This is a genomic window from Spiroplasma endosymbiont of Melieria omissa (assembly GCF_964031175.1).
Classification (GTDB): domain Bacteria; phylum Bacillota_I; class Bacilli_A; order Mycoplasmatales; family VBWQ01; genus Spiroplasma_E; species Spiroplasma_E ixodetis_A.
Window position 1 is genome coordinate 997,937 of the sequence record NZ_OZ035012.1, and the last position, 25,854, is coordinate 1,023,790.

The following is a 25,854-nucleotide window of genomic DNA, read 5'->3' on the forward strand; positions in this document are numbered from 1 at the left end:
TGATGCATTTTTTAATAGTTATAATAGTAAAATACTTATCAAAATTAAAAATAATAATTTAAGTTATAATATATGTATAATTAAAAATTTTGTGGGGTTAAATAATGATAATTCAAAATGATGTTTATAAAATTCTAGTACAAGTAATCCTAGAAAAAGGTCATTGTAATGTTTTATTAGCACAAATGATGCGAGATAAAAATCTAACATTATCAGAAAAAGAAGCAATTGAAAAGATAGTACTAGGAACTTTAAAAAATCAAATTTATTTAGATTATATATTAAATCAAATATGAAATGTTTTGAAATCAGTAATTACTATTCCTTTTCACATAACTATTTTATTATGAATAGTTTTATATGAAATCTATTTTTTAGAAATTACTAATAAAGAAATCTTAATTGAAAATACTTTAAAAAAAGTAAGCACCATTGATAATAAACTAACATTTATTATTTCTAAAGTATTAGATTTATGTTTTACTGAATTTAGATCAGAATTTAACTTACAAAAAGAAAGTAAACAAAATATTAAATTAATTAAATATAGTTATCCTAGTTGATTATATTCTTTAATAAAATCACAATTTAGTATTAATATTGCAAATCAATTGATAAAAGATAACTTAAGAATGCCATTAATTAGTTTTAGAGTTAATACATTAAAAACTACTGTTAATAAAGTGTTAAACAATGAAAATTATAAATCTTTTAACTTTTGTTTAAGCGAGATAGTATCTGATGGTATTATTAGTTCAAAGTCAATTTTTAACACAAAATTATATGAAAATGGTGAAATTATTAAACAAGACCAAGCAAGTATGTTAGTTAGTCATTTTTTAGATCCACAACCATATGATGAAGTATTAGATATGTGTGCAGGAATTGCTAGTAAAACAGCTCATATGGCAGCTTTAATGTCTAATCACGGTAAGATAGTTGCTTGTGATATCAATGAAGAACGATTAAAAATTGGTGCTATTTATTTAAAAAAATTAGGCGTAACAAATACTGAACTTAAATATGGTGATTCTACAATATTGGATTTTAATAATAAGTTTGACAAAATTTTAATTGATGCTCCTAGTACTGCTTGAGGTTTAATTAAAAGAAAACCAGAAGTTAAACTTATCAATTGAAGTAAAGAAGAAATTAATCACTTAATTACTGTTCAAGCAAAATTATTAAATAAGGCTTATCAACTTTTAAAACCCGAAGCGATAATTGTGTATGTTACTTGTACTTTCAATATTAAAGAAAATCAAAATCAAATTGAGAAGTTTGTTAAAAATCACGCAGATATGACAATCATTGCAGAAAAACAATTTTTTGGTTTTAATAACAATACTGATGGATTTTATATTTGTAAATTAAAAAAAGGAATATAGGAGGGGGTCAGTTTATGAAAATAAATGCTAGTTATAAAACAGATGTTGGTAATTATCGTACAAATAATCAAGATGCCGTTTTATATTTAACAAATAATACGGGACAAGTTATTGGTGTTGTTTGTGATGGTTTGGGTGGTCATAAATGTGGTGAAGTGGCCAGTAATATGGCTGTTAGTATGTTAAAAAAATTTTTTGAAACAACAGATTTTACTAAATTAAAACATGATAAACAAATTCATGCATGATTACAAGAAAAGATAGATATTATTCAAATTGAAATGAATAATTTTAGTTTAAGTAATGAACAAGCGCTTGATATGGGAACAACTATGGTAATAATTTTAATTACTAATAACAAAGCTTATTTAGTAAATATTGGTGATTCACGTATTTATCAATATAGTGAACAAGGATTAAAACAGTTAACAGTTGATCATAATATTTTAAATTTATATTTACAAAAAAACACAACTAAAGAATCAAGTGTTGATTTAAATCACACTTATTGAAAGGCATTAACTAGTGCTCTTGGTCCACGTAAGCCATTAAAAACTAATATTTTTCATTTACCCTTAATAATTCCATCATATTTTCTTTTAACTAGTGATGGTGTTCATGATTTTTTAGAAGAATATGAAATAGTTAATATTTTAGAAAAAAATGGAAATATTAATAACAAAGTTAAGTTATTAATTAAGCAAGCATTACTTAATGTTTCAACTGATAATGTTACTGCATTATTAATGGAAATAAAATTTTAGTCTTTTGACATTTTTGTGTAAAATATAAATTATAAATAAGTTAGTAATTTTTAAAAAATAAATTTAAAAGTAATGGTGAAACTAATGGAAATAAATAAATTATTGAATAATCGTTATCATATTTTAAAAATTATTGGTTCGGGTGGTATGGCTAAAGTTTATGAAGCACAAGATAAATATTTAAATCGGCAAGTTGCTTTAAAAGTAATTAATCCAATTTCACCACTAGATGACTTAATAAAAGAACGATTTTTGCAAGAAATTAGAGCAGTATCTAGAGTTAGACATCCCAATGTTATTTTGGTATATGATGTTTTTATTGATAAGAAAGATTGATGCTTAGTTTTTGAATTATTAGAAGGTAAAACATTAAAAGAATATTTAAGTAATTATTCAGTTTTATCAGTTAATGAAGTTATAGTTATTATGAAAGAAATTTTAAAAGGAGTTAATGCGTGTCATGCAGTCAATATTATTCATCGTGATTTAAAACCTGAAAATATTATTTTAACTAGTAGTGGAGCAATTAAAGTTTTAGATTTTGGTATTGCTGTTATTGATGATTATGAAGTTAAAAAACACGCTAATCAAGTTGTAGGAACAATGAAATATATTGCTCCAGAAGTAGTAAAATTTCAAAAACCAACAATTCAAAGTGATATTTATGCTCTAGGTATTATATTATATGAATTATTGGTTGGTAAACCGCCTTTTTTTCATAAAAATCCACAAATATTAGCGGCCAAACATATTAAAGAACCAATGCCATTAATTCATGAAATTAATAAAAATATTCCACAAAGTTTAGAAAATATTATTTTGAAGGCAACTGCTAAGAATATTAATGATCGCTATCGGACAATTAGTGAATTGAGTAATGATTTAGATTGTTGTTTAAAAACGGAAAATAAAAATAATATGTTATTTAAGAAAAATTACTTAAATTCACAAAAATTAAAAAAACCATTTTATTTAAAAAAAGAATTTTTATCATCTTTAATTTTAATTATATTATTACTTATTGGTGTTATTATAAGCATATTAATTTTATATTAATTGGAGGACACTATGAACTTTAAACAAGGAATAGTTATTGGAGTTGCAAATAACTTTGTTGAAGTAAGAATTGAAAATCAAATTTATTCTTGTTTAATCAAAGGAAATTTAAAATTTCAAACAGCAAAAATTTTAGTTGGTGATTATGTTAAAGTTAATTTTAAAGATGATAAAAATCCTTTGGTTGAATCAATTTTACCTCGATTTAATGAACTATATCGACCAAGCATTGCTAATGTTGATCAAGTATTAATTGTTAGTTCTCTTGTTAATCCTTTTCTTAGTAGTTTTCTATTAAATAAATTATTAACTATTTTTAATTATTATCATTTAAAAATAATTTTAATATTTACAAAAATTGATTTGGTAACTAAAGATAATGAAGTTTGAACAAAAGTTAAAGCATATCAGAATTTAAATTTACCAACAATTTTTATTTCAAATGTTAAAAAAAATGGTATTGAAGATTTAAAAAAAGTTTTTACAAACAAGTTATCAATATTAACAGGTACTTCAGGAGTGGGAAAGAGTTCAACTTTAAATAGTTTGGATAATAATTTAAAACTATGAACACAGGATATTTCTACAAGTTTAAATCGTGGTAAACATACCACAACTAAAACTCGCCTTTATTTTTTACATGATGGTATTATTGCAGATACACCTGGTTTTTCGGTCTTTCAGTTGCAAGGTCTAAGTAGTATTGATATTGCTACTAATTTTCCTAGTTTTACTAATATTTGACAAAGTTGTAAGTTTCGTACTTGCTTACATCAGCAAGAACCAGAATGTGCAATTAAAAAAGCAGTTGCAAATAAAATAATTTCTAGTTTTTTTTATGAAGATTATTGTAAAATTTTAATAGAATTCAATAAAATTAATAATTTAAAATAAAGGATGGTAATATATGAAAAAAGAAGTAACAATTGCCGCTAGCATTTTAACTGCTAACTTTCTATCTTTAAAAGATGATTTATTAAATTTACAAAATGCAGGAATTAATTGAATTCATTTTGATGTTATGGATCATCATTTTGTTGAAAATTTAAGTTTTGGTGCAAAAATATTAAGTGATGTATGTAAATTTAGTTCTAATATTAATATTGATTGTCATATGATGGTAAAGATAACAACATTAAAAGTATGTGATTATTTAAAACCATTTATAATTTTACCGCAAGTTAAAAATATTACTTTACATTATGAAGCATTAACAGAAGAACAATTAAAAGAATTTCTGCAGTGAAAAAACCCTGGTTTTAAAAAAGGAATTGCCATTAATCCTGATACACCAATTTCAAAAATTTATGATTATTTGAAAGATCTTGATACAATTTTAATTATGAGTGTGCAACCAGGTGCGGGTGGACAATGTTTTTTAGATTTAACTATTAATAAAATTAAAATGTTAGTAAAACATATCGATAATAATTTTCCAAATATTACAATTGCTGTTGATGGTGGCATTAATAATTTAACAGCAAATGATTGTATTACTGCTGGTGCTAATTACCTAGTAGCGGGTAGTTATTTATTAAATAGTGATAATTCAGTAAAAAAACAAGTTGCGATGTTAACAAATTATGAAAAATAGTGATATTAAACAATTACTAATTGTTTGTTGTGATTATAATTTAAATTGAGAACAATTTATTAATCCAATTTTTATTGGTGTTGAAACTGGTGTTTTATCATTATTAAAATATAAAAAACCAATTAAGTTTATTTGTGGTGATAATGATACCATTAATAAACAACAGTTAAAGATTTTAAATGATCAAAGTAAAATACATAATTTTGAAATTATTACTTTTAATAAAGAAAAAGATTTTATTGATAGTGAACTTGCGATAGTTACTGCAATTTCCAAAAAAATTAATTTTCAACAAATAGTGATAGTAAGTGATGGAATACGTTGGGATATGTTACTTGCTAGTATTAATATATTAAAAAAATATGAATGTTTTAACCCAATTTTATTAGGTGAAAATAATTATTGTTTTTTACTAAAAGCAAAATCAGAATATATTTTTTACAATTGACAATTAACAATAAATATATTTCTTTTTTTAGTTTAGACAATGAAGAAGTAATTTATAATTTTAGTGGTTGTAAGTTTTATCCAAATCAAGATATTACTGTTACTAATAATAGTACGCAAACTATTAGTAATGAATTTAACAAAGAAAAAAGACCAAAACTAATTATTAAAAAAGGAAAATGTTTAGTTTTTTTACATAAATAATTTTTTAAAATTTAGAAAAACTAATTATTATTTTATGTCAAAAGTATATTAATAAAATCTTAGAACCTGTTTAGAATCTTTTCGAAAATAATGTAAAATGATTATATATTTTAAAATCAGAGGTATATATTATGCATAAAAATTATCCAAGTCATGTCACCAAAGAACAATTTGAGAACATAAAATCAATTTTAGAAAATAGCAAAAAGAAAACAAAACCAAGAAGTTTAGATTTATATGAAGTATTTTGTGCAATTTTATATGTATTAAAAAGTGGTTGTCAATGAAGAATGCTACCAAAAAATTTTCCAAAATGACAAACTGTATATTATTATTTTCAAATTTGAAGTAAAAATAACGGTAAAGAAGCTAGTGTATGGCAATTAATTTTAAAAAAAATTGGTTAAAAAAGTTCGTATCAACAATAATCGCAAAGAACAAACTAGTTTTTGTATAATTGATTCGCAAAGTGTTAAAAATACAGATACTACTGAAAATAAAGGTTATGATGCTGGTAAAAAGATTTCAGGAATAAAGCGTCATATTATTGTTGATTCTCAAGGTTTACCACATGCAATTTACATAACCACAGCAGAAAAAACAGATCGTAATAGCGCTATAATAATGATTGAAAATGAAAAAGAAAATCTTTCTGCAGTTCAAAAAATAATAGTAGATGCTGGTTATACTGGTGAAAAATTTGCTTCTGAAATCAAAACAATCATAAATGCAAATGTTGAAATTATAAAACGCAATGAACTACATACTTTTGTAGTATTACCAAAAAGATGAATTGTAGAACGAAGCTTTGCTTGATTAGAAAAATACAGAAGATTATGAAAAAATTGTGAAAGAAAACTAAATACTAGTTTACAAATGGTTGTTCTTTCCTTTATTTCAGTTTTATTAAAAAGATTCTAAACAGGTTCTTAAAAAAAGATAGTATAATAAAAATCATAAACTTAATATAAGTTTTCTAACCCTTATTTTTATTAAAAATAAATGAATTTTTTATTTTTTAAAAGAGGAGAAATTAAAAAATGGTAAAAGAAAAAATGTTATCTGCAACAGAGTTAATAAAAAAACTTGAAAGTATAAAGTTAAGATATCAAAAACAACATAATACTCAAATTCCTTATTTTAAAAGAATTATTGAAGAATTAAAAGGAATATCTTTGGTTGCAGATATTCCTAATGTTATTAAAAATCTTAAATATCTTCAATATAATTGTGGAAAAAGTACAAAAAAATATTCTGATAAAGCAATAATGCCAATTTTATCTTTGTTTACTGTAACTATTAGTTTTTTAGAAGCACAAGCAAATAAGGGAACATTGGCAACAGATTTTAAAAATATATATAAATATGATTTAAGTAATGTTTTAACTACTTCAGAAGATAAGTTATTTGTATTAGGTTCACAAACTGATTTAGAAGTTGAAATAAAGCATAGAGATAGTTCTAAAAGTTTAGATGATTTAACACTATATGATAGTTCAGACATTAATGAAATTTTTAAAGAAATGCAAGAAAAAATACATGATTTAAAAATACTAAAAGAAACTAAAAATAAAATATGTGGACAAATTAATAATTTTAATTTGAATTTCAAAAATGAAAAACAATTAGCAAGAAGATGGTGACATTGACCACTTAAATTTTTGACTTGTGGAATGTGAGAAAGTAATAAAATTAAAGCAATTAATAATAAATATAGTAAGGATAGTTTTGATAAATTAATTGGCGAACATAATGGATTAAATAATAAAATTAATAAGTTAGAAATTGATATTGAAATTTTAAAAACTAAAGTTAATAAATTAGAAAAGAAAACTAAAATATTAGGAAGTAGTAGTTTAAATTATGGTAAAAAATGAAAATCAATAAATGATTTAGATGAACATAATATTGTAGAAAAGAGTTTTTCATATCAAAATTTATTATAAGACGTTATTATTTGGTGATAATTTATTTTTTGTTAAAAGGATATAATTTAAGCAATAAGAAATAATAATTATAAAATTATTTTAAATTTTAGTAGTTTTAGATATTTTACTTGGAAGTAATGTTATGGTTGTAATTCCCATCAGTAGTAATAAAGGTCATTCAAACTCTAATAATGTATCTAAGTCTAATTTATTTGTTAATAAAAAACCTAAATATAAAACTACTGCCAATAAAAATGCAAATATTATTGTTAATAATTTAATTATAAAATAAAATTTAAATTTTTTTTAATTCGTATTTATCATTTTCAGTTTGTTTATCATTTTCTTTTGAATTCAAATTATTTTTAGTTTGAATATCACTTGTTTCGATAGTTTTTTTTAATTTTTGATCATTTTTATCATTTGTTTTTTGAATCTGTTTTTGTTTCATTTTATCCTCTTTTTTAATTTATATAGTAATACACACTTATAGTATAGCTAACTAAAGTAATGTTTACTCATATCTTGAAAAACAAAATCAATCGCTTTTTTAATATTTGGTCAATAATTTGGTAATATTTTTCTTATATTATGTTTTATAGCAAATCAAAAATGTTCAATTGGATTTAAATTAGGAGAATATGGCGGAAGAAATAATAGTTTGCATCCAGCATTTTCAATTAATTGTTGTGTTAATTTAGATTTATGAAACGTTGCATTATCTAAAACTATAATTTGTCCACGCTTTAATACTGGAATTAGTTTATTTTTAACATATGATTCAAAAATTTTACTATTGCAATGTCCTTCAAATGCTCATAAGGCTTTTAATTTACCTTTATTTAGTGAACCAATTATACTCATTCTCTTTATTTTATATGCGGGTTTATTATCAAATAATCTTTTACCTTTTTCAGATCAACCATATTTATAAAATTCATTATCATCAATTCCAGATTCATCAATATATACTAAATCTTCATTCATTATTTTAGCTATTTCTTTTAAAAAATCTTCTTGTTTATTTTTATCTCTTTGTTCATATAGAAAAGTTTTTTTTATATGTATAATTTAGTTTTTTAAAATAGTTATAAACTATTTCTTTAGTCATATTTCCAAATTTATCAATTACTTTTTGAACTGTAACATCTTTATTTTCTGCTAAATAATTTTTTAATTCATCTAAATCCTTTATTTTGTGGCTATGTCCTTTTTGATAATTCAAAATTGGTTTTATATGCCCAGTTTCTTTTTTTCTTTTTCTTCATAAAAATAAAGTCTTTCTAGTGATATTGAACACTTTACAAATTTCTTTAATTTTCATATTTTTACTTTCATAAGCTTCTATTACTTTTCTTCGTAAGTCTTCACTGTATGGTTTTGGCATAATTTAATCTTCCTAATCTATTTTAATTATTGCTGAATTGTACTTTTAAATTCAAAAACTGTTTAAATTACATATTATTATTTTACATTATTTATGAGTAAACATTACTTTAGTTAGCTATATATCAAAAATAGTAATTAAATAAGATAAAAAAGTATAAATGTTTGTTTTTGTTTAATAAACACTAAAAATTTACTTTTTATTAAGTAATTACACAAATTATTTATAATGTAATTGATTTATTTAATTCATCATCATATTCTTTTAAAAGTTGTTTTGAATCGTTTATAATTTGTTTTATTTCTGGTGAATATTGTTCCATTTGTGCTTGTGATACTTCGAACCCCCCTATTCTTATTAGTTCAAGTTCAATTTTTTACTAATTTTTTCTTCTTTTAATTCAGAAGAACAAGATCATAATGATAATGGTTTATCTGAAAATAGCTTGCTTTCTAATTCTTTGATTTCTTTTCAAATATTTTTAATTTTTTCTTCAATTTCTTTAATATTCATTTTTTCTTTTTTACGTTCTTCATTTAAATTTAGTATATATTCTGTAATTCCAAGTGGGTCATCATTAATTTCAAAAAATGTAATTAAAGATGTTAATACCTTGATGCCAGTATTTTTGCTATTTTTTATTATTTGTGCAATATTTGGATATTCTGTTTTAAATTGTGTTCAATTTTTTGATTCTTGTTTATTTTCATTATCTTGTAATGGTTTTTCTTCAAATGTTTCGAATTCTTGAGATTGTTGAGGATTTTCCTCATTAACTTTTGTATCATTATCTAAGATTATAGTTTCAAATATTTTTAATAAATATTCATTTGGTATTTTTTTGTTAATATTTTTTATTGCTTCTTTTTTTCTTTTTTCTCATTCATTTTGAAATAGTTTTTCTTTTTCTATATAAGTTAAAGGCATATCTTTTAATCTTTTTCCTTTCTTTAATTTTAATTTAATAAAAAACCTAATATAAATAAATTTCTATATTAGGAATCAACTTTTATTAAATTATAAATAAATATTAGCATAAAAAATAATTATATTTATAAAGTTAATACTTAACACGAATAAATGTAATTGATAGATTTATTAATGTATAAGGTGTATTAAAATTAAGATTAGCATAGTCAATTTTCTTATTTTTATGTAGAAGTAGTTATTTTATCAAACTAGGAATCCTTTACATTATTTATTGTAAAAATTAAAAATTATTAAGTTACAAAATGATAAAATTAATATATAAAAAGTAAAGGAGGAAGTAAATGGAAAAAATTGGTGCTGCAGTTTATTTACATTTAGCAAATTTAGAAGAAATTAAAAATTATACCGAATTATTGGCCAAGAATAATATTAAAACTATTTTTACAACTTTAATTAGTTTTAAAAAAACAGATTATGAAAATTTAAAAAAATTAGTAGTATTAACACAAATTGCTAAAAAGTATAATATGCATGTTTTTGCAGATATTAATATTGAATTTATTAATGAATTTAATCTGAATCTTAATAAACGACTTGATTTCATAAAGTTTTTTAAAATGTATGGTTTATCGGGTATTCGTTGCAACGAAGGAATTGATATTAAACATCAAGCAAAATTAAGTCAAAATCGTTTAAATTTTAAAATATTTATTAATGGTTCATATGTTGTTAATGATATCAACTACTTAATATTATTTTATAAAGCTAATGTTAATAACCTTATTAGTTGTTATAATTTTTATCCACAAAGATATACCGGTGCTGATATTGACTTTTTTTGTTTAAATCAATCTGAAAGCGTTGTTAATAAAATTCCATTTGCCAGCTTTGTTACATTATTAGGAAAAGATAAAATTGGACCTTGAAAATATAATGATAATTTACCAACATTAGAACTGCATCGTGATTGACCATTGGTAACACAAATTCGTCATTATATTGCTTTATGCATTGATATGATAATTATTGCTAACCAGTTTTTAACAGAATATGATTTGAAAATGATAAATGAAATTGATTATAAAAATTTATCGTTAAAAATTGAGTTAAATTCTAATATTACTAATAGTGAACAACAGATTCTTTTTGACAAAAATATTCATAAAGTTAGATCTGATTTAGCACGTGATATAATTCGTAGTGTTATTTCTCGAGTTATATATCAAGAATTAGATATCCCTGCTAACAATACCAATCAATGATTAGAAAAAGGTGATGTTGTTATTCTTAATAATAAAGCACAAAATTATCGCGGTGAATTACATATTATTACAAATAAAATTAAAAATGATGGTATTCGTAACGTTGTTGGTAAACTTTCTAAAGAAGATTTAAATTTTATTCCATTTTTAGTATCAAATCGTTCATTTAGATTTATTTTATAAATAAATTTTTATTTTATTTATTAAAAAAAATAAACATTTAAAATGTGATAAAATCATTAAGTATTATTAAATAATAGTTAGTAAGTGTGAAATTTTAAAAGATAATCTTACTTTTAATTTTTTTTTAAAATAAAAAGTTTAATATTGTATAAAAATATTGATAATTTTTTAATTTACTAATATAATTGTTAAAGTAAAATAAAAAATAGGAGCTGACATGAATGCATTCAGTGAAAAAATCACCATCATCAGACAACAAAGAAAACGAAGAACGAACAAGTAGTGAACAAGAGTTTCAACGTCTTTTAAAAGGATTTAGTAAAAAGGCCCAAGAGACTAAAAGAGCAGAAAAAAGACATAAACATTTTCTTTCTGCGCGTGATGAAAAACGCGAAAAACAAAGCGCTGCTGCTAAAAAGAAAAAACATCGTAAGTAATAAAAAGGAAAAAATGGTAATCACTGTTAATTATTATTGGCGGTGATTTTTTATATGAAATATCCTTTTGTTCAACAAGAAACAGAAAATGATTGTGGTTTGGCATGTCTTGCTATGATATAGCTAACTAAAGTAATATTTACTCATAAATAATGTAAAATAATAATATGTAATTTAAACAGTTTTTGAATTTAAAAGTACAATTCAGCAATAATTAAAATAGATTAGGAAGATTAAATTATGCCAAAACCATACAGTGAAGACTTACGAAGAAAAGTAATAGAAGCTTATGAAAGTAAAAATATGAAAATTAAAGAAATTTGTAAAGTGTTCAATATCACTAGAAAGACTTTATTTTTATGAAAAAAAAGAAAAAAAGAAACTGGGCATATAAAACCAATTTTAAATTATCAAAAAGGACATAGCCACAAAATAAAGGATTTAGATGAATTAAAAAATTATTTAGCAGAAAATAAAGATGTTACAGTTCAAAAAGTAATTGATAAATTTGGAAATATGACTAAAGAAACAGTTTATAACTATTTTAAAAAACTAAATTATACATATAAAAAAAACTTTTCTATATGAACAAAGAGATAAAAATAAACAAGAAGATTTTTTAAAAGAAATAGCTAAAATAATGAATGAAGATTTAGTATATATTGATGAATCTGGAATTGATGATAATGAATTTTATAAATATGGTTGATCTGAAAAAGGTAAAAGATTATTTGATAATAAACCCGCATATAAAATAAAGAGAATGAGTATAATTGGTTCACTAAATAAAGGTAAATTAAAAGCCTTATGAGCATTTGAAGGACATTGCAATAGTAAAATTTTTGAATCATATGTTAAAAATAAACTAATTCCAGTATTAAAGCGTGGACAAATTATAGTTTTAGATAATGCAACGTTTCATAAATCTAAATTAACACAACAATTAATTGAAAATGCTGGATGCAAACTATTATTTCTTCCGCCATATTCTCCTAATTTAAATCCAATTGAACATTTTTGATTTGCTATAAAACATAATATAAGAAAAATATTACCAAATTATTGACCAAATATTAAAAAAGCGATTGATTTTGTTTTTCAAGATATGAGTAAACATTACTTTAGTTAGCTATACAACTGTATTTTGTAACATATATCTTTTCATTGCTCTTGGTGTTGCTAAAACAAAAGACATAATTTTAGTTTCATTATTATCAGTAAAAGTCATATAATCATCCATTACAATTTGACATAGTACACCTTTGATATATAAATTTGTTCCATTTAATCTTAATTGTTGTGCTATTTGGTTATCAGTAATTAAACCTTTGTTATCTGCTAAATAAACTAAACTATCATATAAATTATTAGTAATAAAAAATTGACAATTATTACTATTTCTTAATTGAAATAAAGTATTTCAAGCAGATAGCATTGATTAGACTTAATGAATTAATATGAATTGGTTTTAACTATACTTGTGGTATTGCATTTCCAATGGCATTAATTGGCATTTATTATTGAAATAATGGTGGCGTTGGTTTACATATGCTATGAGTTATTTTATTATGTGCTTTAATTGCTGCGGGAACTGCACTTGCTTTTACTAAATGTAGTCGTGTTTATCATGACACTAATGGTGTGGCGCTTATGTTTATGTTCGTGGAGTTTTTGGTCGTTTTTGAGGGTGAATAATTGGTTTTATTCAATATATTACTTTACCTTCAACAATTATTGTAACTATTATTTCTATGTTTCGAGTGAATTTAGATCAATTATAAATTTTTGATTGAGCTCCTGAACGATGATCAAGTTTAATTATTGATAGTATTGGTATTTTTATTTATGCTGCTGTTGCTAGTTGCATGTATTTTGGAATGAAGGGATTTCGTTGATTTGTTAATATTTCTGGTATTATTAAATGAGGTTCTGCTTTGTTTTTAATTGTTTGTACTATTATTTTGGTAGTAACTAATAAAGGTTTAGCATTTTCAGAAGCGGCTGAAGGAACAAAAAACATTAATTTAATTTTACCAAAAATTAATAATGCATTTAGTGGATTCTTCTATTTCTTTATTGGTTTTGAAACTTTTATTGTTGTTGGAAAAAATGTTAAAAATCCAACTAAAAACTTTGGTAAAGGTATTTTAATAGTTTTATTATTATCAACTATTTTTTATTTAGCTGTATCAGTATTAGTATTTGGTGCCATTACTATTGACGGTACAAATGGCCAAAATGGTTGATCTGGAGCTACTAATGAATATAATCCAAATAATGTTATATCAGGAATTGCTGGTATTACTGGTATGATTGTACTAGTTATTTCTACTTTATCATTGAAATTAAATGGTGCTATGCAAAATTCTTTATATTCTGGTGGTATGATTCAACCATTAGCCAAAGAAGGATATATTACTGAAAAATTAGCCAAATTAAATAAAGAAAATATTGCAATGCGTGCTAGTACAGCTAATTTAATTATTACTATTATTGGTTGTATTATTATGTTAATAATCCCAGATTTAATTGGTGCACATACTAATGAAATTTTAAATATTTTTCCTGATACTGGTAAAAATCATGATTTTAAAACTTTTAAAAATTCAAAGTTAGAATTTTTGTCAGAAACTGTAATTCTTGCAGATAAAGGTTATCAAGGTTTACAAAAAATTGATAGTAATACATTTTTACCCATTAAAACTAGTAAAAATAATCCTAAAACAAGTAAAATTAAAATTTTTAATAAGATTATTAATAAAACTCGCAGAAAAATTGAACATGTTTTTGCATTTTTAAAATGTTTTAAAATTATTGGTTATAAATTTAGAAAAGGTAGAAAACGAATATTTTTAAGATTTAATTTAATTGCAGGATTTTATAATTTATCATTAAAACTTAAAAACGTTATGCAGTAAGTCTATCTAATAAAATATTTAAAATTTCATTAAAAACTAGTTTATTAATACCAACTATTTTACGAAAATATTGATCCGGTTTATCTTTTAATTCAAAATATGTCATAAAATTTATCCTTAACTATTCAAATTTTATTTTAATAATAACAAAAAAATGAAAAGTTAACTAGTTATGCAGTAAGTCTAAGAACCTGTTTAGGATCTTTTTTGATTAATTTTTAATAAAATTTATATTATAATGGTTATTTTATAATAAAAAATAGATTTTTAGTCGATAAGTTTTCAAATGATAAAATCTTTTTAATAAAATTGAAATAAAGGAAAGAACAACCATTTGTAAACTAGTATTTAGTTTTCTTTCACAATTTTTTCATAATCTTCTGTATTTTTCTAATCAAGCAAAGCTTCGTTCTACAATTCATCTTTTTGGTAATACTACAAAAGTATGTAGTTCATTGCGTTTTATAATTTCAACATTTGCATTTATGATTGTTTTGATTTCAGAAGCAAATTTTTCACCAGTATAACCAGCATCTACTATTATTTTTTGAACTGCAGAAAGATTTTCTTTTTCATTACTCACTCTTTCTAGTCATTTAATTATATTTACTAGAATTAATTAAACATAGTTATTTTTGTAAGTTACACAGATTACTAAACATTACCTGAAATTTTTAAATTTTAAATTTTTCTATTAATTTATATAATGTAGTTTACAAAGTTATTAGATTTTTAATTAATAAAATAAAAAATTTCATCAACCGAAACTAATATACCAGTTGAAGAAATTTTTTTATTACTTTCAAATTTTCCAGCAATAGTTTTCATGTTTTTTTAATAAATGCACTATAAATTATTTTAAATTGATTTTCAATAGTCTTTAGTATTTTTCTAAACTGGTTCTAATTTACTAAACATTATATAAATTTTAAAATTAGTTTAAATATGAAAAAATTATATAAGTTAAGGTTAATGATAATATCATTAACCTTAAATTTCATTAACAACTGTTAAAATCATAGGTAACTTACCAGTTTCTTTTTTAATATAATCTTGTAAATCATTTTTCATTTTAATCTTAACTTCACTAAGACTAAAAGCAGTATTAGTTTTATATTTTTCAATAACATTAATAATAATGTTTTGCAATTTTTTCAACATTTCTTCATTATTAGTTAAATAAACAACACCACGCATTTGTGCATCAATTAAAGAAACAATTTCTTTAGTTTTACGATTTATTGTCACTCCTGTAATTAAAATACCATCACGTTGTAATTGTTTTCTTTCACTAATAACAATTGAACCAATATCACCAACACCAATACCATCTACATATACATCACCAGTTTTTATTAAGTTATCTGTTGTTTTATTAGTAGCATTTTTATCATTAAAACGAGAAGGACGTGCAACATACTGTTTAACAAAATTATCAATTAATTTACCATTTTCAAAAGTAATAACTTCACCATTATCATGAATTAAAGCATTGTTATGTAATACACCAGCATCAATGGCTGCTGCTTGTGCTGCTACAAAATCTTTATATAAACCTTTAACTGGTAAAAAATATTTTGGTTCAATAATATTAACCATTAACTTAATATCTTCATAAGAAGCATTTAAACTTCAAGCTTGTTTTTCTGATATATTAATAACTTTAACATCAGTACGTGCTAAGTCATCTAATAAGGCTGCATGAGCCAATTCATTTCCTGGAATTGGTGGAGTTGCTAAAATTATTGTATCTTGCGATTCAAGTTTTAAATAATCATCATTACCAATAGCAATTTTATTCATTCTAGTAAATAAACGTTCACCACTACCAGTAACAATAATTACTGTATCTTTAGTACCAATTGTTTGTGCTAAATTAATAATTTGTGATTTATCAATATTGAAAGCGTTTAAATCATTAACTTTTAATAAAATATCATATAAAGTTGCACCATAAACTGCAATTTTACGTTTAGAGTCAGTTTCTTTAATAGCATTAAGAATTTCACTAACACGATATAAATCTTGATCATAACATGCAAGAATAACCCTTCCTGGTGCTTCTTTTAATACTGGTTCAATAATAGTTTGAATTTTATGCTTAGGAGCTGTAAAAGCTTTTCTATTGGCACATGTTGCTTCACTAATTAATAATAAAACATCATTTTTAGAAACACTAGCTAAATGTTGAATATCAGTAGTAAAATCACTACGATGTTCACCATCAAAAATATAATCACCCGTATAAACAATTGTTTCATTTAATTTAATATTTTCACCATTATTTACAGTTAAAACAAAACCTAAACTACCTGGAATTGAAGTAGTTGTTTTAAATGTTTTAACAATAACATTACCAAACGATACTTTTTGTTCAGGCTCAATAGTTTTAATTATAATTTCATTTTGATTAATAAAACGAAAACGTTCTAATTTCTGCTTAATCATAAAATCAGTTAATTTACTAGTAAAGATTGGAACTTTATACTCGGGTTTTATTTTATTAAAATCTTTTAAAATATAAGGTAGTGCTCCAAAAGCATCATCAGATGGTTTTGAAATAAATATACCTTGAATACGATGTTTATTTTCTTTTAAATATGTATAATCTGGAATAATAATATCAATTCCTAAAATTTCTCTTTCTGGGAGTCTAATGCCGGCATCAAATACAAATATCTTATCATTTACTTCAACAACATATAAGTTTTTACCACGTTCATCTAATCCACCCAGAGCAAATACTTTTATCTTTGTCATGTTTTCACCAGTTTTCAACTTTCTTTATTTTTATTTTATAAAATTTAATATCTTAGAACCTGTTTAGGATCTTTTTAATAGAATTTAACTAAAACAAGAAATAATCATTTATAAATAGGTACTTAACCAATAATTTATTTTCTTTTTCATTTTTTTGTTAAAAAGATTTTATCATTTGAAAACTTATCGACTAAAAATCTATTTTTTATTATAAAATAACCATTATAATATAAATTTTATTAAAAATTAATCAAAAAAGATCCTAAACAGGTTCTTAGAAGAACATAAAAATTAAAACTTTAACTTAAATTCCCAAGATGCTGCTATATTATGTTATTAGTATTTTAACACTAATTTAATAATAAAACTGTAATTAATTTTCATTAAAAATAGTTTCAAATTATTTATCAATAATTTCTAAGCTAAACTTACTATTATCTTCAACTTTAATTACTCGAACTTTAATTATATCATTGATTTTAACGACATTATTTAAATTATCAATACGTTTATTAAATTTTTTTGAAAATTCTGAAATATGAATTAAACCATCAATCTTATCTTGTAAATTAACAAAAACACCAAAATTAACAATTTTTACAACTTTACTATCAAATTCAGAGCCGATTTTAATTTGAACAGGATTAACAATACTTTCAATAATTTGTCAAGCTTTATCAATGGCTGATTGTTCATTATGATAAATCATCAATCGTCCATCATCTTCAATATCAATTTTAACATTATCACAGTCGGTAATAATTTTATTAATAACTTTCCCACCAACACCAATAATATCACGAATTTTATCAATTGGAATTAACTTTTGAATAATTTTTGGAGCATTAGGTGCCAATGTAGTTCTAGGCTTTTTAATTACTTCATTCATGTTTGCTAATACTTGTAATCTCGCAACTCTGGCTTTTTCCAAAGCTTGTGTAATAATATTAAAATCAATACCAGTAATTTTAATATCCATTTGTAAAGCACAAATACCATTGGCTGTTCCTGCCACTTTAAAATCCATATCACCTAAGTGATCTTCTAATCCTTGAATGTCAGTTAAAATTGTAAAATCTTTTTCTTCTTTAATTAAACCCATGGCAATACCAGCAATTGCAGATCTAATCGGTACACCACCAGCCATTAATGCCATTGATGAAGCACAAATTGCTGCTTGTGAAGTTGAACCATTTGATGCTAATACTTCTGATACTAATCTAATTGTATAAGGAAAATCTTTTTCAAGAGGAATAATTTGTAATAATGCTTTTTCACCAAGGGCGCCATGACCAATCTCACGTCGTGAAGGAACACCCATTCTTCCGGTTTCACCAACAGAAAATGGAGGAAAATTATAATGATGAATAAAACGTTTATACTCTTCTTTACCTAATCCATCAATAATTTGATGTTCAGCAAGTGCACCCAAAGTTAAAACTGATAAAACTTGTGTTTCACCACGAGTAAACATTGCACTACCATGAACAATAGGTAAAACATCAATCATACTTGTTAATTTTCTAATATCATCAGCTTTTCGTCCATCAACTCGTACATTATTTTTTAAAATCATAGTACGCATTGCTTTTTGTAATAATTGATCAATACTTTTGCATAAATTATGAATAGTTGTTTCTTCACCAATATTTAAAACTTCTTGATTAAATTTATTTTTAAAACTTTGAAATGTTTCTTCAACTAAATTTTTAATCAAGTTGCTTCGACTTTTTTTATCAACAGTAGTACTAATTTTACTAATTTGTGATTGACAATTTGTTTCTACAAATTGTTCAATATTAACAGGAATTAATGCTAACTGTGGCTCAAATTTATTTGGTTTTAATTTTTCAATGATACTTTCTTGAAAAATTATTAATTTAATAATATGTTCATGTGCAAATTTTAATGCTTTAATCATATCTTTTTCTAAAATATCATGACATCCTGCTTCAACCATATTGATGGCATCTTTTGTTCCACCAACAATTAATTCCATTTTTGAATTTAATAATTGCTCTTGTGTTGGATTAAGGACAAGTTCATCATTTATTTTACCAACAACAACAGTAGCACTAGGACCCTGAAATGGCAAACTACTTAATCCTAAAGCAAGTGAAGTACCAAAAGCTGCATTTACTCTAACATCACAAGCATCATCTAACGCAAAAACATTATTTACAACTTGCACTTCATTAACAAAACCTTTTGGAAATAATGGACGAATTGAACGATCAATTAATCTAGCACATAGTGTTGCATATTCACTAGGTCGACCTTCACGCTTTAAAAAACCACCCGGAATCTTACCAACTGAATATAACTTTTCTTGAAAAACTATTTGTAATGGAAAAAAATCTTGATTATTAATAACTTCATTATAAGATACAGTTGTTAATACAACTGTATTTCCATAAGTAATTTTTACTGATTTTTCTGCTAAATTAGCCATTGTACCTAATTCAACAATTAATTTATATTTTCCTTCTTTAAAAAGGAATTTTTCTTTTAACATTATTTTACTCCTTAACTTCCATTTTTTGTCGCAACTATGAGCATTATAGCATAATAAAATGTTAAAATAAGTTATAGAACAATTTTATTTTAGGAGGTCATAACTTATGTTTAAACATAAAATACAAAATGAAATTTCAATTTCAAATAAAGACTTTGATAAAATTAAAAATAAAGCTTTAATTATTGATGTTCGTAATGTTGCTGAATATCAAATTTTAAAAAAAATAATAAATGATAATGGTGAACTTAATATTGTTAATATTCCTTACTATGATTTGATTAAAAATCCTAGTAAATATATTGAAAGCAAAAATCAAGTGATTATAACTATTTGTAATGCAGGAAATCGCTCAACTGCTGCTGCACTAACACTCAGAGAATTGGGCTATACTAACACTTATGTTTTAATTAATGGTATTTATGGATATTACAAAAAATAACTTATTTCTCATTATTTAATTTAATAAGATCATTAATAGCAATACTTAAATTATTACAATAAGTTCCTAAGACTAAACTAACACTACCGTCTTGGTCTAAAATACCACGATTTTTAATTTTTTTAAGATTATTAAAATTAATTTTTGAATAATCAATAATCTCTACCTTAATTTTATTTGCTGTTGCTGTTGTCCCTTTAATATTATCAATTCCTCCTAAATCAACAATAAAATTTTGTAATTTAAATGGGAATTTTTGTGGTTTATTAATGGGTTTTAAACTACTTTCTTGTTGATTGCGTAATTTTTTAGCTGTACTAACATTTCATATTCAAATCCCAATACTAGCCACAGCAAATAACAATGCAATAACTAATAATACTATTTGTCAAATTGGCATGATTACCTTCCTTAATTAATATATTTTTAAATATTTTCTTAATCTTCTTGAATAAAAGCTTTTTTTACTTTAGCAAGTAAAGAATAATGATTAAGTCGATATTCTAAAACTTGTAACGTTAATTTTGATAATTTAATTGTTACCTTATCATTTAGTTTATCATTAAAATCAAAAGTATCAACAATTAATTTTCCAAAATCGCTCAATTTACTATCTTTTTGAATATTTTTCAAAGTAATTTCATGATTTTCATCCAAAATTAGTGGTGAATTTAAACTGCGATAACTATTATTAGCTACTGGAGCAATTTCATGAAATTGCATTAAGTTATGATTTGAAATTAAAACAGCACCACCAAGTGATTTCATTAAACCCGTCGAACCAGTTCTTGTTGCAATAACTAAACCAGAACCACGAAAGTTTTCAAATAATTGATTATTAATTAACACTTGACATGAAAGAGTTGTTGTTAAATTAACAAATTTAACTTCATTAATAGCATATAAAATCTTATTATTAATATTTACTTCTAATAATGAAAATTTATTTACTATTAAATTATTATCATTTTTATCAATTCACATTAATACTTTGTCAACTTCTGTGTTTAAAAAGTTTTCATAAAAACCAAGATTACCACATTTAAAACTAACAAACTTAACAGTATTGAGTATATTATTATAATCATGAACAGCTTTTAAAAATATTCCATCACCACCAATAATAAAAACAATATCTGGAAAAGAAGTATCTTCAAGTGCTTTAAGGGCCAATAACTTGGCCCTTAATTCCTTAGCTAATGATTGAGAATTCTCATATTTATTAGCAATAATTGTAAATTTATAATTTTTCATCATGTATTCCAATCATATTTCAATTAAAATATTTCACAAGAATCTTCAAATTCGTTTTCAATAGAACCACGTAAAAATAATTCAATCTCATCTTCATTATAACCAATTTGAATACGTTGTTTATTTTCTTGAACAATAATTGGACGTTTTAAAACAGTTGGTGAAGTTTTAATTAAATCAAAAACTTGTAACATTGTTAACTTTTCAATATTAATAGCATGTGTTTTAATAAACTTTGCTCTTGTTGAAATAATATCACCAACACCATTTGGTACAAATCTTAATAATAATTTAATTTCAGTATCAGTCAATGGATTATGGATAATATTACGTTTAATATATGGAATTTTATGTTTATCAAAAAATTGAATAACTTTTTTTGAAGACAAACAACTTGGCGAAACATATATTTTAATCATGACAATACCCCTCTTTGCTTTTAGACTACATTTGATTTAAATACTCTTTTTTAAAATTAATATTTTTTTTATCTTTTAAAGATAAAAGTTAATAAACTCTACATTACTATAATAATATATATTTCCACACTATCTTTGACCAAACTTAGAAAATAAGTACTATGAAAGACCTTTTCCGCTATATCCTTCACCCACATATTATATCATATTATTTTTTGAAAAATAGATACTTTTATTTCTTAAATTTTATAAAAAAATTTAACATATATTTTACTGTCAAATTTTATTTATTTTAAAGTAAATAATTAAAAATAAATAATTTTTATGCGTAAAAAACAAGGAGTTAACTAAACATGCCTATTCAAAATAATAACAGTAAATATTTTAAAGAATTCATAACTGGAACTATAATTAGTTCCACCGGAATATTATTAACTAGTCTTAGTTTATCAACTATTTTATTTTTTTATGATAATACAAGAAATGGAAAATCAATAAAGGATAAATTAAATACTATTTTAAATCCAAATAATTTAGTAGTATGCGTAATGGGTTCTGTATCTTTAATTCATAGTTTAAACATAACACAATTTGGTAATAAAAAAATAACAAATGCCACTAAGGGATTAATAGAAAATATGCTAGTATCATTTTCAAAATCTAAAAAAGAACTCCTTTATTAGCAAATAATGATGTAACGAACATCAATAACTTTGAATTACAAAACCCAGTCAATAATATAAATAATTAAAGTAACAATTAATACTTTATAAATATTTATCTTTTAAAGACAAATAAAAAAAATTAGTAAAAATACTAAGTCTTTTTATTTTATAGACTTACTGCATAACGTTTTTAAGTTTTAATGATAAATTATAAAATCCTGCAATTAAATTAAATCTTAAAAATATTCGTTTTCTACCTTTTCTAAATTTATAACCAATAATTTTAAAACATTTTAAAAATGCAAAAACATGTTCAATTTTTCTGCGAGTTTTATTAATAATCTTATTAAAAATTTTAATTTTACTTGTTTTAGGATTATTTTTACTAGTTTTAATGGGTAAAAATGTATTACTATCAATTTTTTGTAAACCTTGATAACCTTTATCTGCAAGAATTACAGTTTCTGACAAAAATTCTAACTTTGAATTTTTAAAAGTTTTAAAATCATGATTTTTACCAGTATCAGGAAAAATATTTAAAATTTCATTAGTATGTGCATTAATTATGGTTTGAAACTTAACAGTATGCATTCATTTTTTGCCAGAAAATCAATCTTTTTGATTATATTTTGGTCGTTCTGTTTCTACTTCTGTTACATCAATTATCAAAATTTTATTTTTGAATTCTTCTTTTTAAAAAAATATTTTTATTTGTTAAATTATTAAACTTATTATTATTTATTAAAATGTCTTCAATTGAACGAATATTTCGTAAAGCAGTAGTATCAACCATATCATACTCAGCACCAATACTATGATATGTACGATTTTCATATAAATATCTTAAAGTCATTACTAGTCTATCTTCTATTGACATTTTATATGGCCTTCCACCAGTGGTATTTTTTAGATTTTGATGATCTAATAAAATATTTAAAATTTCATTAAAAACTAGTTTATTAATACCAACTATTTTACGAAAATATTGATCCGGTTTATCTTTTAATTCAAAATATGTCATAAAATTTATCCTTAACTATTCAAATTTTATTTTAATAATAACAAAAAAATGAAAAGTTAACTAGTTATGCAGTAAGTCTTATGAATAAAATTTAATTTAAATACTTTAATAAATTAAACTGATCTTATCATTTTAATTGATTCTGTTGTTATATCAATACCAGAATCACCAGAATCATTAGAATTACTCTTTTCTAAGAGTGGTTTTACTTTAGTAAATGGTTCTATTTCTGAAACTTGTTTTTTTGTTTCAATTTCTACTTCTATCTTAAAATTATCTAAACTAGAATCTGAAATAGATGATTTATTTTCATTAATTTTTTTTATTAATTCACTTTCTCTTACTATTACTGTTTCTATATCTTTATCAAGTTTATTTAAACTAATGGCATTTAATGAATTTAATTTATCACTTTTTTCTTTTTGAAGTATTTCTAAATCAGTTAATGGTTGCGTATTTTCAATTGAAATATTTTTTAATTTTTCTCTTTGTTATTTAATTTTTAGTATTGTATTTTCTAATAAAAATTGTTTTTGACTATTAGTTACTTTTAAATCTTCTATTTCTTTAGTATTATTCTTTTTGCTTAATTGTGCTTTTAATACTAGTCAATTTTCCTTTAATATATTTGTCTCTTTTTTATGTTTTAATATTTCATCAGACAAATCTTTTTTTTGTTTTATTTTACTTTCATTTGTCATTCGTAAATCAGCAATATCTTTATTTATATCTAACTAAAGTAATGTTTACTCATATCTTGAAAAACAAAATCAATCGCTTTTTTAATATTTGGTCAATAATTTGGTAATATTTTTCTTATATTATGTTTTATAGCAAATCAAAAATGTTCAATTGGATTTAAATTAGGAGAATATGGCGGAAGAAATAATAGTTTGCATCCAGCATTTTCAATTAATTGTTGTGTTAATTTAGATTTATGAAACGTTGCATTATCTAAAACTATAATTTGTCCACGCTTTAATACTGGAATTAGTTTATTTTTAACATATGATTCAAAAATTTTACTATTGCAATGTCCTTCAAATGCTCATAAGGCTTTTAATTTACCTTTATTTAGTGAACCAATTATACTCATTCTCTTTATTTTATATGCGGGTTTATTATCAAATAATTGGAATGGCAACACTTTTTAGGACTATTTTTTGGTAGACATTTGTTTTTGATAATTAACTGGAGTTAAGTAGTTTAAAGTGCTGTGGATTCTTATGTTGTTGTATCAATTGATGTAATCAAATAATTCTAATTTTAATTCGATTAATGATCTAAAATTTTTATCATTAATAAATTCAGTTTTGAAAGTTTTAAAAGTTGCTTCAGCAACAGCATTGTCATAAGGACAACCTTTTTTGCTTAAAGAGCGAGTAATATTGAATGCTAGTAAAAGTTTATCAATAATTTTATTATTAAATTCATTACCACAATCACTATGAAATATTTGAATATCTTTTAAACAGCGATTTGATTGCATAAATGCTTGATGTACTAATAAGGCATCTTTTCTAGTACCTACACTATGTCCAATAATTTCGCGGTTAAATAGGTCAATTAATAAGCAAATATAGTTTCATTTACCATTAACTTGAACATAAGTTAAATCACTGACAATAACTTCATTTTTAAGCCTATTATTAAAGTTTCTATTCACAAGATTAGTGATTTTTTCATCATTTACTTTGTTATTATGATTTTTGAATGATAATTTAGTGTATTTTGATATTAAATTATGCTTATTCATAATTTCTTTAATTTTTCGTCTTGATAAATAAATTTCTTGGTTTTCTAATATTACTTTTAATCTTCTTGTTCCATAAACACATTTATTTTCTTTAAAAGCACTAATAATAGCTTCATCATAAATATTATTTTGAATTTTATTTTCTTTTTTCTTTAAATTAAAATAATATGTTGATTTAGAAATTTTTAAAAAATGACACATTGTGCGAATTTTATATTTAAACTTATTGTTTGTAATAATTTCTATTTTCTGCCTATTATTAGTGCTGCTTGCTTTAAAATATCATTTTCCATTCGTAATTGTTTTAATTCTTTTCTTAATTTAATTAATTCATTTTCTTCAACAGAACGATTATCTTTAGCTTTAAAACTACCTGAATTAGTAAATTGCTTAATTCAATTATAAGTAGCTGCTCTTGTAACATTATATTCTTTAGCAAGGTAAGATACTGATTTGCCGCTTTGATATAAAGCTACTATTTGTTTTTTAAATTCATCGGTATATGAATTAATATTGGCCATAAT

General features: G+C 23.1%; 33 protein-coding genes and 1 pseudogene. 18 read left to right on the plus strand and 16 right to left on the minus strand.

What is annotated here, in order from left to right:
• Window positions 1-104 precede the first annotated feature (104 nt).
• The 9 genes from ACQH26_RS06580 to ACQH26_RS06620 all read left to right on the plus strand — a co-directional run bounded on the left by ACQH26_RS06580 (window position 105) and on the right by ACQH26_RS06620 (window position 7,399).
• The gene (locus ACQH26_RS06580; RefSeq protein ID WP_425382006.1) at window positions 105-1,388 is read left to right on the plus strand and encodes a methyltransferase domain-containing protein; all 1,284 of its coding nucleotides are present in this window, start codon (window positions 105-107) and stop codon (window positions 1,386-1,388) included.
• A 14-nt stretch (window positions 1,389-1,402) separates the two neighbouring features.
• Entirely contained in the window at window positions 1,403-2,152 is a 750-nt protein-coding gene (locus ACQH26_RS06585) for a protein phosphatase 2C domain-containing protein (RefSeq protein WP_425382007.1), read from the plus strand.
• An 84-nt stretch (window positions 2,153-2,236) separates the two neighbouring features.
• Window positions 2,237-3,208, plus strand: coding sequence for a serine/threonine-protein kinase (locus ACQH26_RS06590; protein WP_342217844.1), 972 nt, complete (start codon window positions 2,237-2,239; stop codon window positions 3,206-3,208).
• Between the two features lie 12 nt (window positions 3,209-3,220).
• The gene (gene rsgA / locus ACQH26_RS06595) at window positions 3,221-4,102 is read left to right on the plus strand and encodes a ribosome small subunit-dependent GTPase A (protein ID WP_425382008.1); all 882 of its coding nucleotides are present in this window, start codon (window positions 3,221-3,223) and stop codon (window positions 4,100-4,102) included.
• A 13-nt stretch (window positions 4,103-4,115) separates the two neighbouring features.
• A complete protein-coding gene (locus ACQH26_RS06600; RefSeq protein WP_425382009.1) occupies window positions 4,116-4,802 on the plus strand; it encodes a ribulose-phosphate 3-epimerase in 687 nt (228 codons plus the stop codon).
• Window positions 4,792-5,286 carry a hypothetical protein gene (locus tag ACQH26_RS06605; protein WP_425382010.1) on the plus strand — a complete coding sequence of 165 codons (495 nt, stop codon included), beginning with the start codon at window positions 4,792-4,794 and terminating at the stop codon, window positions 5,284-5,286. The genes ACQH26_RS06600 and ACQH26_RS06605 overlap by 11 nt, the downstream gene beginning before the upstream one ends.
• Window positions 5,247-5,453: a hypothetical protein gene (locus ACQH26_RS06610; protein ID WP_425382011.1), complete on the plus strand. Its 207-nt coding sequence runs from the start codon at window positions 5,247-5,249 to the stop codon at window positions 5,451-5,453. Before ACQH26_RS06605 ends, ACQH26_RS06610 begins: the two co-directional genes overlap by 40 nt.
• A gap of 131 nt (window positions 5,454-5,584) precedes the next feature.
• A protein-coding gene (locus tag ACQH26_RS06615; RefSeq protein ID WP_425382012.1) for an IS5 family transposase occupies window positions 5,585-6,374 on the plus strand; the annotation gives its coding sequence in 2 pieces (ribosomal slippage) (window positions 5,585-5,845 and window positions 5,847-6,374; 789 coding nt in all).
• Between the two features lie 119 nt (window positions 6,375-6,493).
• Window positions 6,494-7,399 (plus strand): hypothetical protein, encoded by a 906-nt coding sequence (locus ACQH26_RS06620; protein ID WP_425382013.1) that lies wholly within the window; start codon window positions 6,494-6,496, stop codon window positions 7,397-7,399.
• 277 nt (window positions 7,400-7,676) lie between these two features.
• On the opposite strand, the gene ACQH26_RS06625 is transcribed toward ACQH26_RS06620, so the two are convergent.
• The 4 genes from ACQH26_RS06625 to ACQH26_RS06640 form a co-directional block, all read right to left on the minus strand.
• Window positions 7,677-7,832 (minus strand): hypothetical protein, encoded by a 156-nt coding sequence (locus ACQH26_RS06625; protein WP_425382014.1) that lies wholly within the window; start codon window positions 7,830-7,832, stop codon window positions 7,677-7,679.
• A gap of 47 nt (window positions 7,833-7,879) precedes the next feature.
• Window positions 7,880-8,368: an IS630 family transposase gene (locus tag ACQH26_RS06630; RefSeq protein WP_425381862.1), complete on the minus strand. Its 489-nt coding sequence runs from the start codon at window positions 8,366-8,368 to the stop codon at window positions 7,880-7,882.
• Between the two features lie 40 nt (window positions 8,369-8,408).
• Window positions 8,409-8,768, minus strand: coding sequence for an IS630 transposase-related protein (locus tag ACQH26_RS06635; RefSeq protein WP_425382015.1), 360 nt, complete (start codon window positions 8,766-8,768; stop codon window positions 8,409-8,411).
• A gap of 357 nt (window positions 8,769-9,125) precedes the next feature.
• The gene (locus ACQH26_RS06640) at window positions 9,126-9,695 is read right to left on the minus strand and encodes a hypothetical protein (protein WP_425382016.1); all 570 of its coding nucleotides are present in this window, start codon (window positions 9,693-9,695) and stop codon (window positions 9,126-9,128) included.
• 344 nt (window positions 9,696-10,039) lie between these two features.
• Here ACQH26_RS06640 and ACQH26_RS06645 point away from each other — a divergent pair, with 344 nt between their 5' ends.
• The 5 genes from ACQH26_RS06645 to ACQH26_RS06665 all read left to right on the plus strand — a co-directional run bounded on the left by ACQH26_RS06645 (window position 10,040) and on the right by ACQH26_RS06665 (window position 12,709).
• Window positions 10,040-11,143 carry a MupG family TIM beta-alpha barrel fold protein gene (locus ACQH26_RS06645; protein WP_425382017.1) on the plus strand — a complete coding sequence of 368 codons (1,104 nt, stop codon included), beginning with the start codon at window positions 10,040-10,042 and terminating at the stop codon, window positions 11,141-11,143.
• Window positions 11,144-11,364: 221 nt separating this feature from the next.
• Entirely contained in the window at window positions 11,365-11,580 is a 216-nt protein-coding gene (locus ACQH26_RS06650; RefSeq protein WP_174480618.1) for a hypothetical protein, read from the plus strand.
• A 54-nt stretch (window positions 11,581-11,634) separates the two neighbouring features.
• Window positions 11,635-11,703 carry a cysteine peptidase family C39 domain-containing protein gene (locus ACQH26_RS06655; RefSeq protein WP_425383099.1) on the plus strand — a complete coding sequence of 23 codons (69 nt, stop codon included), beginning with the start codon at window positions 11,635-11,637 and terminating at the stop codon, window positions 11,701-11,703.
• Between the two features lie 117 nt (window positions 11,704-11,820).
• Window positions 11,821-12,180 (plus strand): helix-turn-helix domain-containing protein, encoded by a 360-nt coding sequence (locus ACQH26_RS06660; protein WP_425381928.1) that lies wholly within the window; start codon window positions 11,821-11,823, stop codon window positions 12,178-12,180.
• Between the two features lie 40 nt (window positions 12,181-12,220).
• Window positions 12,221-12,709 carry an IS630 family transposase gene (locus tag ACQH26_RS06665; protein ID WP_425381862.1) on the plus strand — a complete coding sequence of 163 codons (489 nt, stop codon included), beginning with the start codon at window positions 12,221-12,223 and terminating at the stop codon, window positions 12,707-12,709.
• Here ACQH26_RS06665 and ACQH26_RS06670 read toward each other — a convergent pair whose 3' ends face one another.
• A complete protein-coding gene (locus ACQH26_RS06670; RefSeq protein WP_425382018.1) occupies window positions 12,710-13,015 on the minus strand; it encodes a hypothetical protein in 306 nt (101 codons plus the stop codon).
• On the opposite strand from ACQH26_RS06670, the gene ACQH26_RS06675 reads away from it, so the two are divergent.
• Both ACQH26_RS06675 and ACQH26_RS06680 read left to right on the plus strand, forming a co-directional pair.
• The gene (locus ACQH26_RS06675) at window positions 13,015-13,275 is read left to right on the plus strand and encodes a hypothetical protein (RefSeq protein WP_425382019.1); all 261 of its coding nucleotides are present in this window, start codon (window positions 13,015-13,017) and stop codon (window positions 13,273-13,275) included. The two genes, ACQH26_RS06670 and ACQH26_RS06675, sit on opposite strands and share 1 nt — an antisense overlap.
• A 182-nt stretch (window positions 13,276-13,457) precedes the next feature.
• On the plus strand, window positions 13,458-14,498 hold the full coding sequence (locus ACQH26_RS06680; RefSeq protein ID WP_425382020.1) for an amino acid permease: 1,041 nt from the start codon (window positions 13,458-13,460) through the stop codon (window positions 14,496-14,498).
• A gap of 247 nt (window positions 14,499-14,745) precedes the next feature.
• Here the strand turns inward: ACQH26_RS06680 and ACQH26_RS06685 are convergent.
• The 3 genes and pseudogenes from ACQH26_RS06685 to ACQH26_RS06695 form a co-directional block, all read right to left on the minus strand.
• Window positions 14,746-15,069: pseudogene (locus tag ACQH26_RS06685) on the minus strand (transposase); the annotation flags it as partial.
• Window positions 15,070-15,488: 419 nt separating this feature from the next.
• Entirely contained in the window at window positions 15,489-17,276 is a 1,788-nt protein-coding gene (locus ACQH26_RS06690) for a ribonuclease J (protein ID WP_425382021.1), read from the minus strand.
• Between the two features lie 382 nt (window positions 17,277-17,658).
• Window positions 17,659-19,773: a polyribonucleotide nucleotidyltransferase gene (locus ACQH26_RS06695; protein WP_425382022.1), complete on the minus strand. Its 2,115-nt coding sequence runs from the start codon at window positions 19,771-19,773 to the stop codon at window positions 17,659-17,661.
• A 106-nt stretch (window positions 19,774-19,879) separates the two neighbouring features.
• Here ACQH26_RS06695 and ACQH26_RS06700 point away from each other — a divergent pair, with 106 nt between their 5' ends.
• Window positions 19,880-20,215: a rhodanese-like domain-containing protein gene (locus ACQH26_RS06700; protein WP_425382023.1), complete on the plus strand. Its 336-nt coding sequence runs from the start codon at window positions 19,880-19,882 to the stop codon at window positions 20,213-20,215.
• 1 nt (window position 20,216) lies between these two features.
• Here the strand turns inward: ACQH26_RS06700 and ACQH26_RS06705 are convergent, their stop codons facing one another.
• From ACQH26_RS06705 to ACQH26_RS06715, 3 genes are all read right to left on the minus strand, one after another.
• Window positions 20,217-20,615: a hypothetical protein gene (locus tag ACQH26_RS06705; protein ID WP_425382024.1), complete on the minus strand. Its 399-nt coding sequence runs from the start codon at window positions 20,613-20,615 to the stop codon at window positions 20,217-20,219.
• A 38-nt stretch (window positions 20,616-20,653) separates the two neighbouring features.
• Window positions 20,654-21,388 carry a hypothetical protein gene (locus ACQH26_RS06710; protein ID WP_425382025.1) on the minus strand — a complete coding sequence of 245 codons (735 nt, stop codon included), beginning with the start codon at window positions 21,386-21,388 and terminating at the stop codon, window positions 20,654-20,656.
• 104 nt (window positions 21,389-21,492) lie between these two features.
• Window positions 21,493-21,888, minus strand: a complete 396-nt coding sequence (locus tag ACQH26_RS06715) for a Spx/MgsR family RNA polymerase-binding regulatory protein (RefSeq protein WP_174481244.1) — start codon at window positions 21,886-21,888, stop codon at window positions 21,493-21,495.
• 353 nt (window positions 21,889-22,241) lie between these two features.
• Between ACQH26_RS06715 and ACQH26_RS06720 the strand changes: the two genes are divergently transcribed.
• Window positions 22,242-22,571: a hypothetical protein gene (locus ACQH26_RS06720; RefSeq protein ID WP_425382026.1), complete on the plus strand. Its 330-nt coding sequence runs from the start codon at window positions 22,242-22,244 to the stop codon at window positions 22,569-22,571.
• A 156-nt stretch (window positions 22,572-22,727) separates the two neighbouring features.
• On the opposite strand, the gene ACQH26_RS06725 is transcribed toward ACQH26_RS06720, so the two are convergent.
• From ACQH26_RS06725 to ACQH26_RS06745, 5 genes are all read right to left on the minus strand, one after another.
• Window positions 22,728-23,222, minus strand: coding sequence for a transposase family protein (locus ACQH26_RS06725; protein WP_425382027.1), 495 nt, complete (start codon window positions 23,220-23,222; stop codon window positions 22,728-22,730).
• A 4-nt stretch (window positions 23,223-23,226) separates the two neighbouring features.
• Window positions 23,227-23,574, minus strand: coding sequence for a transposase family protein (locus tag ACQH26_RS06730; RefSeq protein ID WP_425381897.1), 348 nt, complete (start codon window positions 23,572-23,574; stop codon window positions 23,227-23,229).
• Between the two features lie 491 nt (window positions 23,575-24,065).
• Window positions 24,066-24,275 (minus strand): hypothetical protein, encoded by a 210-nt coding sequence (locus ACQH26_RS06735; protein ID WP_425382028.1) that lies wholly within the window; start codon window positions 24,273-24,275, stop codon window positions 24,066-24,068.
• 29 nt (window positions 24,276-24,304) lie between these two features.
• Window positions 24,305-24,721, minus strand: a complete 417-nt coding sequence (locus tag ACQH26_RS06740) for a transposase (RefSeq protein ID WP_425382029.1) — start codon at window positions 24,719-24,721, stop codon at window positions 24,305-24,307.
• A 9-nt stretch (window positions 24,722-24,730) separates the two neighbouring features.
• Window positions 24,731-25,851 (minus strand): IS3 family transposase gene (locus tag ACQH26_RS06745; protein WP_425382030.1). Its coding sequence is split into 2 segments (ribosomal slippage): window positions 24,731-25,608 and window positions 25,608-25,851, totalling 1,122 coding nucleotides; the frame shifts between segments, so codons are not numbered across the junction.
• Window positions 25,852-25,854: the final 3 nt, after the last annotated feature.